This window comes from Endozoicomonas sp. 8E, assembly GCF_032883915.1.
Lineage (GTDB): Bacteria > Pseudomonadota > Gammaproteobacteria > Pseudomonadales > Endozoicomonadaceae > Endozoicomonas_A.
Window position 1 is genome coordinate 6,541,072 of record NZ_CP120717.1, and the last position, 14,697, is coordinate 6,555,768.

Genomic DNA, 14,697 nt, shown 5'->3' on the forward strand with positions numbered 1-14,697 from the left:
AACCTAAATGCCATACTCTAGATCACTTTTAGGTGTCTTTCCGGTCAGGTTGCTGATGTTTTTATCTGTTCGGTCGGTTGGATAAGAACACCCCCTAGAACTCTGGAAATCTGGCTCTGACCTGCCAAATAGTGAGTCCTCAAGATAAAAAGGAATGAAAAAAGTTCTTCAATGACCTGTGCTAACTTGTTCCTTTCATTACTCAGTCGTTCCTGTCTCTGCCTTTCCGTTTCAACAATCTGCCTGTGAGATCAACTGCAGAAGAAAGCTCAAATTTCCCTTACGAAAAATAGCCCGATCATTGAACACATGTTTTTTAGATCGCCACTTATCCAGTATGGATTCGAGGCTGAGATCACGTTTATCCAGCCTTGGCGGGTAATAGAGGCAATACAGTTTCCCTCCGCAAGTCGCCAAAAAACTGCTGACTTGAAAGGGCCACGCATAGAATAACGGACGACAACGAATGTCCGTATGCCTCACCAGGTTGTGTATCCATCTCTGAAAACCAACCTCAACCAACGGGGTAACAGCGATATAATTTCCATCTCCATCGGGAAAAGAGACCACCACACTGTTTGGACTCACAAAATCAGGTAGAGTGTTATACATTCCCCCTCGACAAGCATCCTGTAGTGGTTGAACTCGCTTCTCCGGAAACCCAAGGGTGATAAGCTTTTGAATAAACGGGCTGCCCCTCTCGTTCGAGAACTGTTCAAAAAGCGAGGTCACTCGGTTATGCCAGAAAAACTCCGTCGCCAGGAAATGGCTCTTCGATACTTTGTTGCTGTTATGGGAATATCCCAAATGCTTCTGGCCGTCCTCGCCATAGTGTTCAGGGAACCATCGGGCGCAACCAGAGGCACGACTGTTTGGATCCTTAAAGTAATGGGTAACCACCCATGGCGCGGTTGCAAGTATGCCTTTATGCCAGTGCTCACTTTTGAAGAGCTCCTTTGCTGCCATTTCATCAAACAAATCCGTCTTGTCACCCATTGATCGTGTCAAATTTGCCAGAATGATCAGAGCCTGAGCAATACTTCCATCAATCACCACAGGAACATCAGAGAAAAAGGCATGCTTGATTCTGATGTTACGCTCCTGACTGTCCTTACCCTCCAGCAGATCACTCAGTTTCACCATTATCACCACCTTGAAAGATAGAGGCTGCGGTTGGATTCTCCTGACTGAAAGCTCACGCACCATAGGACAAAAACGTCATTCAATCTGAATAACGGCTGTTCAGGGCTTATGAGTTGCTTGTCTTTTTGCAGCCTATACGGATGCAGCATCCCCTCTTCAATCAGCCGTGCCAGATGCCGAGTATTAATCCCTAAAATCACAAAGGCCTCAAAACCATCCAGCAGGGTTTGGCCGATTTCAGCATAGGGATGCCCCTCCTGAAAAATAGCCCGGTCAAAAAAGGAAAATACGAACTTGAGAATGTCGTTGGTCGCCAGCCGACTATCTGGCAAATAACGGCTTACTCTCAGCAACGAACCAAAAATAGAGCGAAATGCAGTTTCTTGCATCGATCGCACAGAATACTCAAGTCCGCCCTGAGCCAGCTGATCCAGCCGGACGTATAGCTTGCGCGGCCAGTCATCAAAGAAATCAATGCACCGAAGCAGAACGTCGTCTTCATCCACAGATGGTCCGCCAGAATCATCAGCCCACAGCATAAACCACAGCACTGCTCCAAAAACGGCTTCCGTCGTTGAAGCACTGTACAGAAGATTGTCTCCTTTGCTTTTTGTCTTGTACCCGTAGACCCGTTCCGCCAACTTCACCAACTGAGGATTCCCAATTTCAGTTTTTGCCGAGATTAAATCAAAGCCACACCGGCAAGAGTGGACTGCTGCGTCTCGTATATAATCGGCACCCACCCCGCACTGAGGACATTTAAAAACAAGCGCGGTACCATGCCTGGGACAAGCTCGCACCAGAGAGATATGCCAAAAAGTTGGGATATAAGATTTCTCTTTTAAACATTGAGGGCATACAGGAATGTTCTCTGATCGAAAAAACACCTTGGGAATATCAAGCCCTTTCCAGTACAGTGAAGAGTGATGCCCCGCAAACAGCCGATCTGTTTTGAGTACCGACAGCTCCAGAAAAGGCAGGTGTTCTTTGCAGCACAAATCAGATAGCAAGCTCAACGCCCAGTAGCGTTTACTTGAGGAAGTGTTGGCGTGATAGAGATTGAAAGAGCCAAGGTCTGTGGGCATTGCCCCTGCCAACTTGCCATGTTGCTTTTGCAGGAGCTTCCCTAAATGGGGGAAAAGCTTCTTTACCCTGAAATGGTTTTCTTCGGCGAGCCGGATAATATAGCTCTCCAGAGATTCGTCGTATTCAGGGTCTGGGCGGATCAGAAACATAAGCACCATTACTCAGGAATTCTGAGCATCAATATAGCGGCTAATTCTCCACACGGAGTGGCATTTTCCTGCGCTTCTATGGATTGTGCTGCAATCATCTGACTTACGCTTTAAAATTTGAACTGACACAGTAACACTCTTGCATGTGAAGGCATAAATCTACTAAAAATTAGCTGAACTTACCTGAAATAATTAAACTACAAATACAGGGTAAACATAGAGACAATATTTTTTAAGAAAAATCAAAAAGCTAAAGCCTTTGCACCATTTGAAAGCATACTTTCGCACTCATATAAGGCATTTCCTATTTTGAAAAATTATTGACTTACGCAGACGATCCAATTAAATTTTCTCATGCTTCCTGTGAAGTATAAGGTAGCCAACCCATGAGCTTGAAAGGAATGATAAAATGAAAATTAAAGCAGATGTTAATGTCGATGCTCCCAGTGCATTCACTATTCGTAATCATGCATTTGAAACAAAAAATCCAAGTGCATTTACTATTCGTAATCATGCATTTGAAACAAAAAGCCCAAGTGCATTCACTATTCGTAATCATGCGTTTAAATCAAAAAAATAAGCTGTATTTTTGATAAAGTAAGCTGTTTGGCCGAGTGGAGCAGTTCATTCTGTCAGACACATTTTAGGCGATAAGGATAAGACTATGAAGCTTGCTGAAAATGTTATTAGGGAGTTGAAAAGTATAGGTGCTAATAAGTATCCATTGTACGAAAAGATTTTAAAACACTCTTTTGATATTAATAGCCCGATCTTTGCAAAAGATAAATTTTCTCGAGCTTACAGAGAGCTTGCTAATGATGGTGAGTGGTTTGCGAACCAAATGGTTGCAAATGCTTGTTTGGAAGGCTATGGCGCTCAACAAATATGGAAATTCTCGAATAAACTTGATAATGAAGAGTATGCCAAAAAAGTTAGGCAGCATGCCCTAGATGAATCTAGGCATTCAACAATGTTCATATCTATGCTGCATTTAACTTTTCCTGGGCTTGATATCGATTCAGAGACTTCGTCCAAAATAGATAAAATGCAACCAAGGTTCACAAAACAGAATCACCCTGAAATAAAAAAAGTCAATCATTCAGATAGGTTATTTGAAATTTAGTCAATCAATGAGTTGATTCAGGTTCATATAACGGAAATTAGAGCACTTGTCCTTCAGTATATGGTTAGAGATGCACTAATACAGCATTCCCCAGACACTAATATTAAAAGGTTAATGTTATTTTCTGATTCTTTGATTAAAGATGAGGCTAGGCATATAAAATATTCTGCTGAAATCTTCGAGAATTACGCATCAAGAGATAATAATAAGGATTTCTTTTATCAAATGTTTGAGGATAGGCTGAGAGACTTTAACGAGCTAACAAAAGAAGAATTAGATAGAGAAGAGATAGATTTATAATATGGAAAAAACAATTTTTGAAAAGATATTCAAAAGTATAGATCTAAAAGACTTCTTAGAACTTTTTTATGATAATGAAGCTTATTTTTTCAAGCGAGATAATAACAGCTACTTTGATTGCATTGAAATAAATATTAAGGATATTCTTTTAAATCATGCAGATTCATGGGGTGATATACGCTTAGCAAAAAGTGAAGATCCAGATAAAAGGCTTATTAATACACCACCTAGCATGAATATTATCGAGATGGCATTTCAATCTGGTCATACTATCGTAGTGAATGATTTACAAAATAAAGACATTGACCTTTATAAACTTTGTAGGGATTTTGAAAATAGTTTTTTTTGCAAATCAAATTGCAATATGTATATTACACCTCCAAACACTCAAGGTTTGAAAGCTCATTATGATACTCAAGATGTAATAGTGCTTCAGATAAAAGGCTGTAAGAAGTGGTTCTTTGAAAAAGAATCAACCTTATACCCAATGGACAATGATTACGATGACCAACATGTCGAAGATATTATAGAACTTCACTCAGAGTTTTTAACTCCTGGGAGTATTCTTTATTTGCCAAGAGGTTGTGTTCATAAAGCCCTTAATGAAGGTGATAATACTTCTATTCACCTCACAATATCGCTAACACCGTACAGAAAGATACACTTATTGCATGCAATGCTGGAGCAGGCTGTTAATAATCATTCCTTTTTAAGGAAAGCGGTTACTTTAAGCGACATTAAAAAAACCTTAAGTGGGAAAGACACTGGATCAATAACACGTTTAGTTGACTCTCTTAATGAGTTCATATGTAACAGTATTGAAAAAACAGAAGAAAGAATTCTACTTGACGCAGCTCTTAGTTTAATAAAAGATATTCACGATCATCAAAGAACAATATCAATAAACTCGACATTTGAATTCTCTGATATGAATAGGGTTGTTGATCATAATTCGATATTAACTGTATGCGAAGACCAAAACCTATTCTTTTCAGAGAATGAAAATAAGATTTTTTATATAGGAGGTGAAATTACTATAGATCAAGAGCATATATTTATTAAACGACTATTACTCGAAAAGAAGGTATTCAAGGTTAGTGATATTGAGTCTGATGATGCACTAAATATAGCTGATTCTCTAATCAAATCAGGGATCGTCTATTTGAAATAATCTATTTCGCCAGACAACTATAGGGGATGCACCAGTGCTTTTATTTTTCTTTCTTGCGGTATCAGTAATGGTAATTACTCCAGGGCCTAATGGAGCACTTATAATAAAAACAGTTTCAAAATATGGAAAATTGCATGGTTATCATAATGTGCTTGGAATAGTAGCAGCATTTTTTATACACGGTACTTTATCTATATTCGGATTATCAGCAATTATATTGACTTCTACTGGGATCTTCAATGCAATAAAAACTATAGGAGCTATATATCTTGCATATTTGGCGATTAAAGCTTTTATGTCATCTATTAAATATAGAGAATTAAAGAGTGATGGATACAACATCGAAAAAGGACGGTGCCTTTATAGGAGAAAATACATCTTATCTTTAACAGAAGGACTCTTGACTAATACTTTAAACCCTAAAGTTTCGTTGTTTTATATTTCTGTGTTCCCACAATTTTCAGGCTACTACGGTAGCAATATTGCAACGCTATATAGTCTTGTCACTATTCATGCTATCTTCGCTTTTTTATGGTTTTCCCTAATGACAATATTTGTATCGAAGAGTATTTCATTTACTAATTCACAAACCTCAAACTTTGTCATCCAGTTCAGTGTAGGGTGCATTCTGTCCGTTTTTTCATACAAAGTGTTAATTCTTGGAGTTTAGCATTAAGTCTTTAAAAATCAATGAGTTATATGCATTTTCTGACGTAAAAGCAATTTTGCAGGCCGATAGATACTCCCTTTCAATGGCCTTCATGTCACGTCTGAAATTCTGAAATGCTCTCTTGTCACTCGGTGAGCATGGTACCCTAAGAAATGGGCCAAATGGGGAAATAAGCTTTCCATGCCTTTTACCGTTCTGAAATAACCAGCCTTGGTCGACTTTCTTTGAGACCAGTGCGCCGATCTCTTTACAACTGCTGAACTTTCGCATTATCAACATCCTTGAAGGCAGGTGCATTCATACACCTGCCATATTCATTTACTTACTTTTTTGGAACTTCCTGTATTCTTAGCTGCAGCAGACTGTGCACGAGAAGCAAAACTGCCACTGGAAACCTTTCCACCATTTGCTTTAGCTTCACTGCTCTGGATGCGTGCCGCTGCACTGGGTGTCATAGGAGCACTGGTCTTGGACTTATTAGCCATGAGATAACCCTCAAGCGTTCTACACAACCCACCGTAGGTTGCGTTTCGAGTCTCGCTTTGGAGACAAGGTTGAGGTTACGAAAGAAGCGGGGAGTTGGCGGCAGCGTGGGTGGTGAAAAATTTTTTATTTTTGTGTAGGCCAGATAAAACCTGACCTACACGTGGACTCTATAATATCTCGGATAGAGTTCTCACTTCTGTAAATGTTTCCTCAACAACTGGATTTACTCCTCTCTTTGCATTTTGATCCCAGTACGATGGTTTCTCTAGCTCAACAAATTCTATCTGATCAAGGTCTTTCATACGGAATGGATTTTTATCCTCTGGAAAGAATACCTCACATGCTTTCAGAAAATGGTCGTAAGTAATTTGTCGAGTACTTTCTTTGATTGCAAGGAATGCAGCTTGATCGATAACATTCCTTAAAACCCGCAAATTGCCACGACTCACCACAAAAAGTCGAAGAGATATTTCTCGACTCTTCAAATTCGCTTTTTCTTCAAACCCAAGCTTCTCGTCCAATTCATCCAGAAAGTTGAGATAAATTGCCTTTTTTGGTTTGTCTGAGATGATAAATGGAGACAGATATCTTCTACGAAGAAAACGACTTGCTAACTGGGAGTTCTGTTCAATGGCATGCAGGCACCAAGGCATCCCAAACAGGATAAAAGGTCTTTTGGTTTCAATGATTAGCCTTTTTAAGCACTCTGTAGCGTCATATACCAATTTTCTACTTTCGTGTTCCAGAAACCCCTGGGCTTCATCAATAATGAAAAGCTCAATACCAAGCTGATCCACATATTTAACTATTAATTGCAGCAGATCCTCCTCATCCAGTTCCTTGTAATCTTCAATCTCCTGACCAATGGCTTTTAGAATCTTGATCAACAGGCCTCTCTCTGACAGTTTCGTAGGCAAGACACAATATACGACAGGCATTATTGATCGATCCGCCTTCTCATAGCGCTTATGGTCATTTCTAAATTTTTCGATTTGTGCTGACTTACCTGCTCCAGTGTCTCCGTAACATAACATGCATGGTGGTTCTCCCCCGTACTTTGCCAGCTCCTTACATTCTTCCATGTCACTAAAAACAAGGTTATGAATCTCCATCCAGATTCGCAGGTCTCTGACGTAAGCACTTCTCTTTTTTTGCCAGTCTGACAGTACTAACGCCATTACTCTTCACCTCCAGAAGAACTCCAAGCTGAACGGTCAATAGGAACATACCAATCATCTTTTTGATCTGATGAATCACTGGAATTGGAGCTCACTGCATTATTTCCAGGCTCCTTGGTTACACTTGTCAAAGAGCCTGTTGAGTTGTCTGCGACTTTGGCATACCTAGCAGCTCTGACAGACGTACTATTTTTTCCGGTTCTTCCATGACTTTCCCAACGCTCAATCTCCTTTCGAACCAACTCTTTGATAGCGTCTCTTGCCGCTACAACGTCATCATGCCTGTATTTCGCACAAATATATTTCCGAGCGTACTTTTTATGTACCTTATGCTGCCATTCAGAGAGACCATCAGCATATTCAAAATCGACAGCAGGTACTTTCAAGTAACGCCGCTCCGATTCATTAAACACATGAATATACCCAAGGTCATCAGGGTCAACTTTGTACATGACCGTACCGCTACCGATTCTGCCTCTCAACATAGCCAGTTCATCTGAGTCATATCGAAGATTTGAATACTGAACACCACCACGACGCAACTTGCTGTACTTGGTTCGACCTAAGATAACATCCAGTCTTTTTGGATCTACATGCCGAGGAGGGAAATCAAGGATAGCTTCCTTCCAGGCAAGGTCAGGAATAATGGTTCCTTTCGCTACTGGTTGCTGCTGATAAATATCCACTACCCAGGTATATAGAATTTCTGTGAAGGTAGTAAAAGTTATTACGGCATTTTTGGCTGGGTCATAGTCACCTCGCTCAAGGATATTGCAGAAGGTTTTACCAGGTAGATCAATCAACAATTGTTTATTGATGGTTCCATATAACCTCTCAACCTTCCCTTTCAGCCACGGCTTTTGTACAGGATTATATTGGGTCTGGATGTTTAACTCTGCCAGAACAACCTCAAGGTCTTTTGACCAAAACTCTTTTCCATTATCAAAAACAAACAGCTCTGGCACACCAGAGCAAATCCATGGATTCTGTATCTCCGGATATTTTTCACTAATATAATTTTTGGGAATAATTATCGACTTGAGCAGCTTTATAAGAGACAAAAAGCTCGGTGGATGAAAGCCTATATAGAAGCCAGTAATAGAGCGAGACAAAGCATCTATGGAAGTAGTCAGCCAGGGACGTCCAAGAGGTAGGAAGTTCTCATCATCAACAACAAAGACATCAAGCTTCGTATGATCGACTTCTACTCGTTGTAAAACCCTTTCTAGGTTCAAGGACTTACCTGTAGAAGAAAACTCAATATCAGCCTTTCTCTTTCCTTCTCTTGCCATCATCAATTCATAGGGCGGCTCAGCTTTTATACGTTTTCGGAATATGTCATAGCAAGGTGTTTTGAGTTTTTCATCTTCAGATCTTTGCTTGTTCGCCTTTGTTATATAACCATCAAGGTTATCCCACGCTTCCTGAATCGATATACGTTCTTTGGTCTTGTATGTTTCTATTGCCTGCTTTATGAAATCCTCAACTTCCTCTGGTAGTCTGCTGGTATGATTTCCCTGCTTAATATAATCCGTAAATAATGCTTTCACTGTTTGACCATTGGAACTGTACGCAGCATTCCAGCGTGCGAGAGTTCTCCAACCAGGAGGTTTTGAGTCATTCAGCTCTCTGGCAATCTTAGGAATTAATGGAGAAAGTGATTTCTCTGTCCAAGAATCAACAGATTTTCGCAATTTACTGACATATTTGAATCTTCGTAGTACTTCTTCTCTTTGCTTTTTGGGTAAGCTGGCTAAATCTTCAGATAAAGAATCCTCTTCCAAGCTTTCTGGACTATTGATCACAAACTCAACTCTTCCAGCAGCCAGACTGGTTTCAATCTCTTCTATGCTTTTTTTGAGAACCTCACCACTTTGCAAAAGATCTCTTAGAGCAAGCTCCTTTTCATTGCGATTCTCCACTCGAAAAAGTTTTTCAACTTGCGTTTCCTCCTCTGGAAAAAACTTAAACACAGTTCCTTCAGTGAAACGCTGGACGATGGTCATGGCATATTCTCACTACAGAGTCTTTGGTCAAGGGAGAAGTATCTAAGTCAGTGGTCAACTCGTTTCTGGCAAGAAGGTCATATGCCAGCGGAAGAAAATAAGGTAGCTCCATATCAGACAGAACAGCATGATCCTGAAGACTTAGTTGCTGTTCTTCGTTTGATCTCACTATTTCAATTATTTTTCTTTGTTCTGATGCTAGAACACCACCAGTCCTATACCTGTGCAGTATTTTCAGATTATTTAGGTAAGGCTGTCTCCGGATATACTCTTCAGTCCACAACAAGAGCTGAGTGCCTGAACGTTCTGCAGCAGCCTTCATGCAATGAAAACGCTCCAGAAAATCTTTCCGCCTGGCAACTCTCTCTGGTTTAACCTCTATATATGGTCTTTCACCTCCTATCATTCGAGACAGAAAATCAGGGGTATATCTGCAAATGCGACCTTCAAAAACATACTCATAACCCTCAGGCTGGGACTCATAGGAGAGTACCTTTGAGCTGTATTCAAGAGGGTAACAACTATCAAATTCGAGCGCTGATTCAGTGAGGATCGTTGAAGGGTTCTTGAGGCTAACGAAACGATGAATATTGTTAACCTTGGATTTTCCGAGTTTTCTACGATACATAAAAAAGACCCCGGTCATACAACACCAGAAGTATTGTTGCCGGGGTCTGTTTTGTCAAAGTCGTCGTTTTATGTCATTCCTAAACGTTTTATGTCACGTTATGGAAGTATCAACACACACGGCGACAACTTTTTTTAATCACCTGCATCCTATCACTGTTTACCCATAAACTCAGGATAAGCTTCCATACCACATTCGGTCAGGTCAGCACCTTCATACTCTTCTTCTTCAGTGATACGCAGACCGATTATCTGTTTGATAACAGCCCAGACGATCAGGGAAGCGATGAATACCCAGGCGAAGATGGAGGCGATACCTAACAACTGGGCACCGAAAGTTGCACCGTCGTTGGTCAGAGGCACTGCCAGCAGACCCCAGATACCTACAACACCGTGTACAGAAATGGCACCCACTGGGTCGTCGATGCGCAGCTTGTCCAGAGCCAGAATGGCAAAGACAACCAGAGCACCACCGACACCACCGATCAGAGTGGCAGATACAGCGCTTGGTGTCAGCGGCTCAGCCGTGATGGATACCAGACCGGCCAGAGCACCGTTCAGAGCCATGGTCAGGTCAGCCTTACCGAACAGGATACGAGCTACGATCAGGGCAGCAATGACACCGCCAGCAGCACCAGCGTTAGTGTTGACAAAGATCTGGGCGACAGCGTTCGCATTTTCAACATCAGACAGTTTCAGCTGAGAACCCCCATTGAAGCCGAACCATCCCAGCCACAGAATAAAGGTACCCAGAGTAGCGAGAGGCAGGTTGGCACCAGGGATCGCATTAACAGCGCCGTCTTTACCGTATTTGCCTTTGCGAGCACCCAACAGCAGCACACCTGCCAGAGCGGCAGCAGCACCGGCCATGTGGACAACACCGGAACCTGCAAAGTCCTGGAAGTTAGCTTCGTTCAGGAACCCACCACCCCATTTCCAGAAGCCCTGTACGGGATAAATGAAGCCAGTCATGAAGACCGCAAACAGCAGGAAAGACCAGAGCTTCATGCGCTCTGCAACTGCACCGGAAACGATGGACATTGCAGTCGCAACAAAGACCACCTGGAAGAAGAAGTCTGAACGTGCAGAGTAGTAGGGCGCATCATCACCACCGGCAGTTACCGCTGCAACCGTGTTTTCATTACCAATCAGAGAACCAAGGACCGGCAGGATACCGCCTTCATTGGTTCCAGGATACATAATGGCGTAACCACAGAGCAGATACATGGTACAGGCAATTGCAAACAGGGCGATATTTTTAGTAAGAATTTCAACCGTGTTTTTAGAACGGACCAGGCCGGCTTCGAGCATGGCAAAACCAGCTGCCATCCACATTACCAGCGCACCGGACATAAGAAAGTAGAAAGTATCGAGTGCGTACGACACTTGAGCCAGATTTTCCACAGGGCTCCTCCCAAAAAAGTTCAGCAGATAAGTAGTCTTTTGCTACGGCGTTTGTGCCCTGGAAACAGCCTCCTTGACTCGAAAACTGTTTCCACATTAGCCATTTTTATTTTTGCGAATGCCGTCTGATGCTTTTAGTGTATCTGAAGCAAACGACAAAGCTTGTTTATTGTTGTGCATGCACCCTGAGAACCATGAGCTTCCTGACTATGGTCTCTTGCTGCTCTGTAAATCAAATAGCGTCTTCGCCAGTTTCGTTAGTTCTGATCCGAATCGCCTGCTCCAGATTAGTAACGAAGATCTTTCCGTCACCAATCTTGCCTGTGTTGGCAGCCGAAGAAATGGCTTCGATCACCTGATCCAGCAGGTCATCTGCAATGCCGACCTCCAGCTTGACCTTGGGCAGAAAATCAACCACATATTCAGCTCCACGATAGAGCTCAGTATGTCCTTTCTGTCGACCGAACCCCTTAACTTCGGTGACAGTGATACCCTGAACACCAATCTCGGACAAAGCCTCTCGCACGTCGTCCAGTTTGAATGGCTTAATGATGGCTGATACCAACTTCATAAAAGCTCTCCTGAGTGAATCCTGTTGGCCAACAGGGAAAATCCGGACATTGTTATTGTGATCCGCGCTCCCAGCCCCAAGTATTCAGCTGATCTAATTTCCAACTGAGTTTGGTGGCTTATATGCAGACACTGTGCCAAATTTTGAAAACAACCTGTCAAAAGGGCTTCTGGAGTGAAAAAGGCCCATTCCAGTTCACTCGTTAAATTGTACGCACCAAAAAAGCCCGCCTCTCACACCTCCTGCACTCAAATCGCGCATTTCTTTAGTGCAATGGATCATCATCTGCCTCTGAGACAAAGCCTGCTAACTGCTTGGACAACATTGCCGTAACTGCAAAACGTAAGCCCCAATCTTCAGCGCCCCGTTCTGGCGCATCATCCCAATAACGCACACCACCTGCGATGCTCACCGATAGCTGGCCTATGCGTACTATTTTTGACAGCACAGCATTTACCGAAATATTCCATTGACTATTTTCCCAATCGTAAGCGCTTTCGGTTTGTAGCGAATATGTCCGGCCTTGCAACCGTCGTGTATCAGACAAACTGTAACCATTTTTGATTGCTCGCACCGAGAAATCTTCGGTTGACGTGGCGTAAGGGTCGTCTCCGTTATCCGCAGCGTTGAGACTGTTTGAGACGATAAAACTCGCAGACAGAGAGAACCAGCCGAGGGCAGATACAGGTTTGATTTGAGTCTTCGGCATAAGCCAAATCCATGAACTCATCGGGTCACTATTCATGGAGCAACCAATAATTTAGCACATAAAAGCAGACACGGCGAAATAGCTGCTTGTGGTATCATCACCAACGGTTTTTAATCACAGCAATTGCAGGAATAATCGATGATCGACAAAGCCTCCCTTATCGGTAGTATTGCCGGCAAAGCAGGACAGGTTCTGGGTGGGCAGAAAAGCCAAACCCGGGAAGATATTGAGCACAACATCAAGGCAATGGTGAGCAGTGCTCTGGCCAAATTTGAACTGGTCAACCGTGACGAGTTTGATGCCCAAGTCGCCGTTCTGAAGCACACCCGTGAAAGACTGGAAGCCCTTGAAAAGAAAGTGGCCGAATTGGAAAAAGCGGAACCGTCTGACTCCTGCTGTTGATGTCATTGGCCGTTCTTGCCCTGAGAACGGCTGACCCACGCCCTGCCCTGCCCGTTTTTACTCTTCACTGACATTTTTTACTATTTGAGAAAAACTTTAAAATCAATAACTTAAGTAACAACCACGATTATCCCCCTCGGTAGTTATCCCTATAGAGATACTACTTTCTTCGCTATAGCATTGCTCTACAAATTAAGGCGGCCGCCTCAATATCATGGGGTGGCAAGGGCCATATCCCAACAAAGACAGAATGGCCTCAAGGACAAATAGTGAAAATCTCAGGAGAACAATCACTATGAAACGCGCACTTTCAATGTTTACTCTGCTGATGACCATGCTGATGTCTGGCTTTGCACAGACCGCTTCAGCCGCTGGCTGGGAACTGCTGGGCGAAAAGAAAGTCAGTCGTCGTGCAGAAGTAGACACCATCCGTGTTGGTCTGAGAGACGGTGCTTTCAAGCGTATTCAATTCAAGGTCAAAGGGGCTGACGTGGATTTCGACAAAGTGATCGTTCACTACGAGAACGGTCAAAGCCGTGAAGTAGCCATCCGCAGCAAAGTCAGAAAAGGCGGCAGCTCTCGCGTCATTGATCTGCCCGGTAAAGCAAGGGCCATTGAAAAAGTCAGATTCTACTACGACACCGAAGGAACCGGACGCGCTCAGGCCAACGTTCTGCTCATGGGTAAGTCTGCCTGATGACAGACAATCGAGAAGTGGCAGCTGAACGATTGTAAAGCTTCCGGGTCTGGAGCCATTTAGCTTCAGACCTCTCTGGAGAGAACCCATATGATAAAACGACTGTTTACGTTTTTAGTTTTAGTTACCACCTTTTCAACGGGCTCAACGGTGGTCCATGCAAGCCCGGGCAATAATGACCGGGATGAAATCCGTGAAGAGCGCCGTGACGATCGTCAAGATAATCGTGAAGAGCGCCGCGACGATCGTCAAGATAATCGTGAAGAGCGCCGCGACGATCGTCAAGATAATCGTGAAGAAAGCCGTGACGACCGTCAGGATAATCGTGAAGAGCGTCGCGACGACCGCCAGGATAATAGAGAAGACAGAAGGGACGATCGTCAAGACCACCGTCATAATCGCTGGGATGGTCCAAAGGTCATCAAGAACAACCTGGTTGTTGTAGCCCCAAGAAAAAGGGTGATCAGAAACAATATTGTTGTGGTAAGAAACTATGGTAACTCATACTACGGCTATGGCCATTACCACGATGACAATGACGCCTATAAATGGCTGGCGTTTACCGCCATCACGCTGAAAATTCTCGACAACATCAATGAAGCGGCGCAGCGTGCTCACGAAGAAGCCCAGATCAAAGCCACTTCAGCGCCGGTCGGTGAAAAGATCATCTGGGATGAAGGCGATGCTTCCGGCTATGTTGTTACTACCAAAGAAGGCAAAAGTGCCTCCAGCGGTCTGGTTTGCCGTGAATTTCAACAGTCCATTACGGTAGGTGGTCAAACCGAGGATGCCTGGGGACAGGCCTGCCTGCAGGAAGACGGTTCCTGGAAAATCATCAACTGACCTCTGCACCGGCCAGCCTGCTGGCCGGACACTTCTGCCAGCAAATCCCTGAATCACTGCTATTCTGAACCCTTCAGCTTTGCAAAGGCATTCCATTGCGGTGTGCCAAAACAACAAAAACAAGCACAAAAA

General features: G+C 43.2%; 17 protein-coding genes. 8 read left to right on the forward strand and 9 right to left on the reverse strand.

The features are described from left to right. Window positions 1-231 precede the first annotated feature (231 nt). Together P6910_RS23040 and P6910_RS23045 are read right to left on the reverse strand one after the other, a co-directional pair. On the reverse strand, window positions 232-1,143 hold the full coding sequence (locus P6910_RS23040) for a hypothetical protein (protein ID WP_317143593.1): 912 nt from the start codon (window positions 1,141-1,143) through the stop codon (window positions 232-234). A 2-nt stretch (window positions 1,144-1,145) separates the two neighbouring features. Then, window positions 1,146-2,378 (reverse strand): TniQ family protein, encoded by a 1,233-nt coding sequence (locus P6910_RS23045; protein ID WP_317143594.1) that lies wholly within the window; start codon window positions 2,376-2,378, stop codon window positions 1,146-1,148. A 409-nt stretch (window positions 2,379-2,787) separates the two neighbouring features. Between P6910_RS23045 and P6910_RS23050 the strand changes: the two genes are divergently transcribed. From P6910_RS23050 to P6910_RS23070, 5 genes are all read left to right on the forward strand, one after another. Continuing rightward, window positions 2,788-2,958 (forward strand): hypothetical protein, encoded by a 171-nt coding sequence (locus P6910_RS23050; protein ID WP_317143595.1) that lies wholly within the window; start codon window positions 2,788-2,790, stop codon window positions 2,956-2,958. Between the two features lie 84 nt (window positions 2,959-3,042). After that, window positions 3,043-3,501 carry a hypothetical protein gene (locus tag P6910_RS23055; protein WP_317143596.1) on the forward strand — a complete coding sequence of 153 codons (459 nt, stop codon included), beginning with the start codon at window positions 3,043-3,045 and terminating at the stop codon, window positions 3,499-3,501. 12 nt (window positions 3,502-3,513) lie between these two features. Continuing rightward, window positions 3,514-3,801 carry a hypothetical protein gene (locus P6910_RS23060; RefSeq protein ID WP_317143597.1) on the forward strand — a complete coding sequence of 96 codons (288 nt, stop codon included), beginning with the start codon at window positions 3,514-3,516 and terminating at the stop codon, window positions 3,799-3,801. Window position 3,802: 1 nt separating this feature from the next. Continuing rightward, window positions 3,803-4,972, forward strand: coding sequence for a JmjC domain-containing protein (locus tag P6910_RS23065; RefSeq protein ID WP_317143598.1), 1,170 nt, complete (start codon window positions 3,803-3,805; stop codon window positions 4,970-4,972). Between the two features lie 34 nt (window positions 4,973-5,006). Beyond that, window positions 5,007-5,642, forward strand: coding sequence for a LysE family translocator (locus P6910_RS23070; RefSeq protein ID WP_317143599.1), 636 nt, complete (start codon window positions 5,007-5,009; stop codon window positions 5,640-5,642). Between the two features lie 314 nt (window positions 5,643-5,956). Here P6910_RS23070 and P6910_RS23075 read toward each other — a convergent pair whose 3' ends face one another. The 7 genes from P6910_RS23075 to P6910_RS23105 all read right to left on the reverse strand — a co-directional run bounded on the left by P6910_RS23075 (window position 5,957) and on the right by P6910_RS23105 (window position 12,644). Further along, window positions 5,957-6,127 carry a hypothetical protein gene (locus P6910_RS23075; protein WP_317143600.1) on the reverse strand — a complete coding sequence of 57 codons (171 nt, stop codon included), beginning with the start codon at window positions 6,125-6,127 and terminating at the stop codon, window positions 5,957-5,959. Window positions 6,128-6,295: 168 nt separating this feature from the next. Continuing rightward, window positions 6,296-7,306, reverse strand: coding sequence for a TniB family NTP-binding protein (locus P6910_RS23080; protein WP_317143601.1), 1,011 nt, complete (start codon window positions 7,304-7,306; stop codon window positions 6,296-6,298). After that, complete coding sequence (locus P6910_RS23085) at window positions 7,306-9,312, reverse strand: transposase family protein (RefSeq protein WP_317143602.1); 2,007 nt, start codon at window positions 9,310-9,312, stop codon at window positions 7,306-7,308. Before P6910_RS23085 ends, P6910_RS23080 begins: the two co-directional genes overlap by 1 nt. Continuing rightward, window positions 9,287-9,958: a TnsA endonuclease N-terminal domain-containing protein gene (locus tag P6910_RS26980; RefSeq protein WP_410493852.1), complete on the reverse strand. Its 672-nt coding sequence runs from the start codon at window positions 9,956-9,958 to the stop codon at window positions 9,287-9,289. Before P6910_RS26980 ends, P6910_RS23085 begins: the two co-directional genes overlap by 26 nt. A 134-nt stretch (window positions 9,959-10,092) precedes the next feature. Then, complete coding sequence (locus P6910_RS23095) at window positions 10,093-11,343, reverse strand: ammonium transporter (RefSeq protein ID WP_317143604.1); 1,251 nt, start codon at window positions 11,341-11,343, stop codon at window positions 10,093-10,095. Between the two features lie 232 nt (window positions 11,344-11,575). Beyond that, window positions 11,576-11,914 (reverse strand): P-II family nitrogen regulator, encoded by a 339-nt coding sequence (glnK, locus tag P6910_RS23100; RefSeq protein ID WP_317143605.1) that lies wholly within the window; start codon window positions 11,912-11,914, stop codon window positions 11,576-11,578. Between the two features lie 265 nt (window positions 11,915-12,179). After that, the gene (locus P6910_RS23105; RefSeq protein WP_317143606.1) at window positions 12,180-12,644 is read right to left on the reverse strand and encodes a hypothetical protein; all 465 of its coding nucleotides are present in this window, start codon (window positions 12,642-12,644) and stop codon (window positions 12,180-12,182) included. Between the two features lie 117 nt (window positions 12,645-12,761). Here P6910_RS23105 and P6910_RS23110 point away from each other — a divergent pair, with 117 nt between their 5' ends. The 3 genes from P6910_RS23110 (at window position 12,762) to P6910_RS23120 (ending at window position 14,565) form a co-directional block, all read left to right on the forward strand. Then, window positions 12,762-13,025, forward strand: coding sequence for an accessory factor UbiK family protein (locus tag P6910_RS23110; RefSeq protein ID WP_317143607.1), 264 nt, complete (start codon window positions 12,762-12,764; stop codon window positions 13,023-13,025). 295 nt (window positions 13,026-13,320) lie between these two features. After that, window positions 13,321-13,722, forward strand: a complete 402-nt coding sequence (locus P6910_RS23115; protein WP_317143608.1) for a DUF2541 family protein — start codon at window positions 13,321-13,323, stop codon at window positions 13,720-13,722. Window positions 13,723-13,812: 90 nt separating this feature from the next. Next, a complete protein-coding gene (locus P6910_RS23120; RefSeq protein WP_317143609.1) occupies window positions 13,813-14,565 on the forward strand; it encodes a hypothetical protein in 753 nt (250 codons plus the stop codon). Window positions 14,566-14,697 lie beyond the last annotated feature (132 nt).

Excerpts from the sequence above, each read along its gene's own strand:
- P6910_RS23040 (WP_317143593.1), bottom strand. The coding sequence starts at position 1,143 with ATGGTGAAACTGAGTGATCTGCTGGAGGGTAAGGACAGTCAGGAGCGT.
- P6910_RS23045 (WP_317143594.1), bottom strand. The coding sequence starts at position 2,378 with ATGTTTCTGATCCGCCCAGACCCTGAATACGACGAATCTCTGGAGAGC.
- P6910_RS23050 (WP_317143595.1), top strand. The coding sequence starts at position 2,788 with ATGAAAATTAAAGCAGATGTTAATGTCGATGCTCCCAGTGCATTCACT.
- P6910_RS23055 (WP_317143596.1), top strand. The coding sequence starts at position 3,043 with ATGAAGCTTGCTGAAAATGTTATTAGGGAGTTGAAAAGTATAGGTGCT.
- P6910_RS23065 (WP_317143598.1), top strand. The coding sequence starts at position 3,803 with ATGGAAAAAACAATTTTTGAAAAGATATTCAAAAGTATAGATCTAAAA.
- P6910_RS23075 (WP_317143600.1), bottom strand. The coding sequence starts at position 6,127 with ATGGCTAATAAGTCCAAGACCAGTGCTCCTATGACACCCAGTGCAGCG.
- P6910_RS23080 (WP_317143601.1), bottom strand. The coding sequence starts at position 7,306 with ATGGCGTTAGTACTGTCAGACTGGCAAAAAAAGAGAAGTGCTTACGTC.
- P6910_RS23085 (WP_317143602.1), bottom strand. The coding sequence starts at position 9,312 with ATGACCATCGTCCAGCGTTTCACTGAAGGAACTGTGTTTAAGTTTTTT.
- P6910_RS26980 (WP_410493852.1), bottom strand. The coding sequence starts at position 9,958 with ATGACCGGGGTCTTTTTTATGTATCGTAGAAAACTCGGAAAATCCAAG.
- glnK (WP_317143605.1), bottom strand. The coding sequence starts at position 11,914 with ATGAAGTTGGTATCAGCCATCATTAAGCCATTCAAACTGGACGACGTG.
- P6910_RS23105 (WP_317143606.1), bottom strand. The coding sequence starts at position 12,644 with ATGAGTTCATGGATTTGGCTTATGCCGAAGACTCAAATCAAACCTGTA.
- P6910_RS23110 (WP_317143607.1), top strand. The coding sequence starts at position 12,762 with ATGATCGACAAAGCCTCCCTTATCGGTAGTATTGCCGGCAAAGCAGGA.
- P6910_RS23115 (WP_317143608.1), top strand. The coding sequence starts at position 13,321 with ATGAAACGCGCACTTTCAATGTTTACTCTGCTGATGACCATGCTGATG.
- P6910_RS23120 (WP_317143609.1), top strand. The coding sequence starts at position 13,813 with ATGATAAAACGACTGTTTACGTTTTTAGTTTTAGTTACCACCTTTTCA.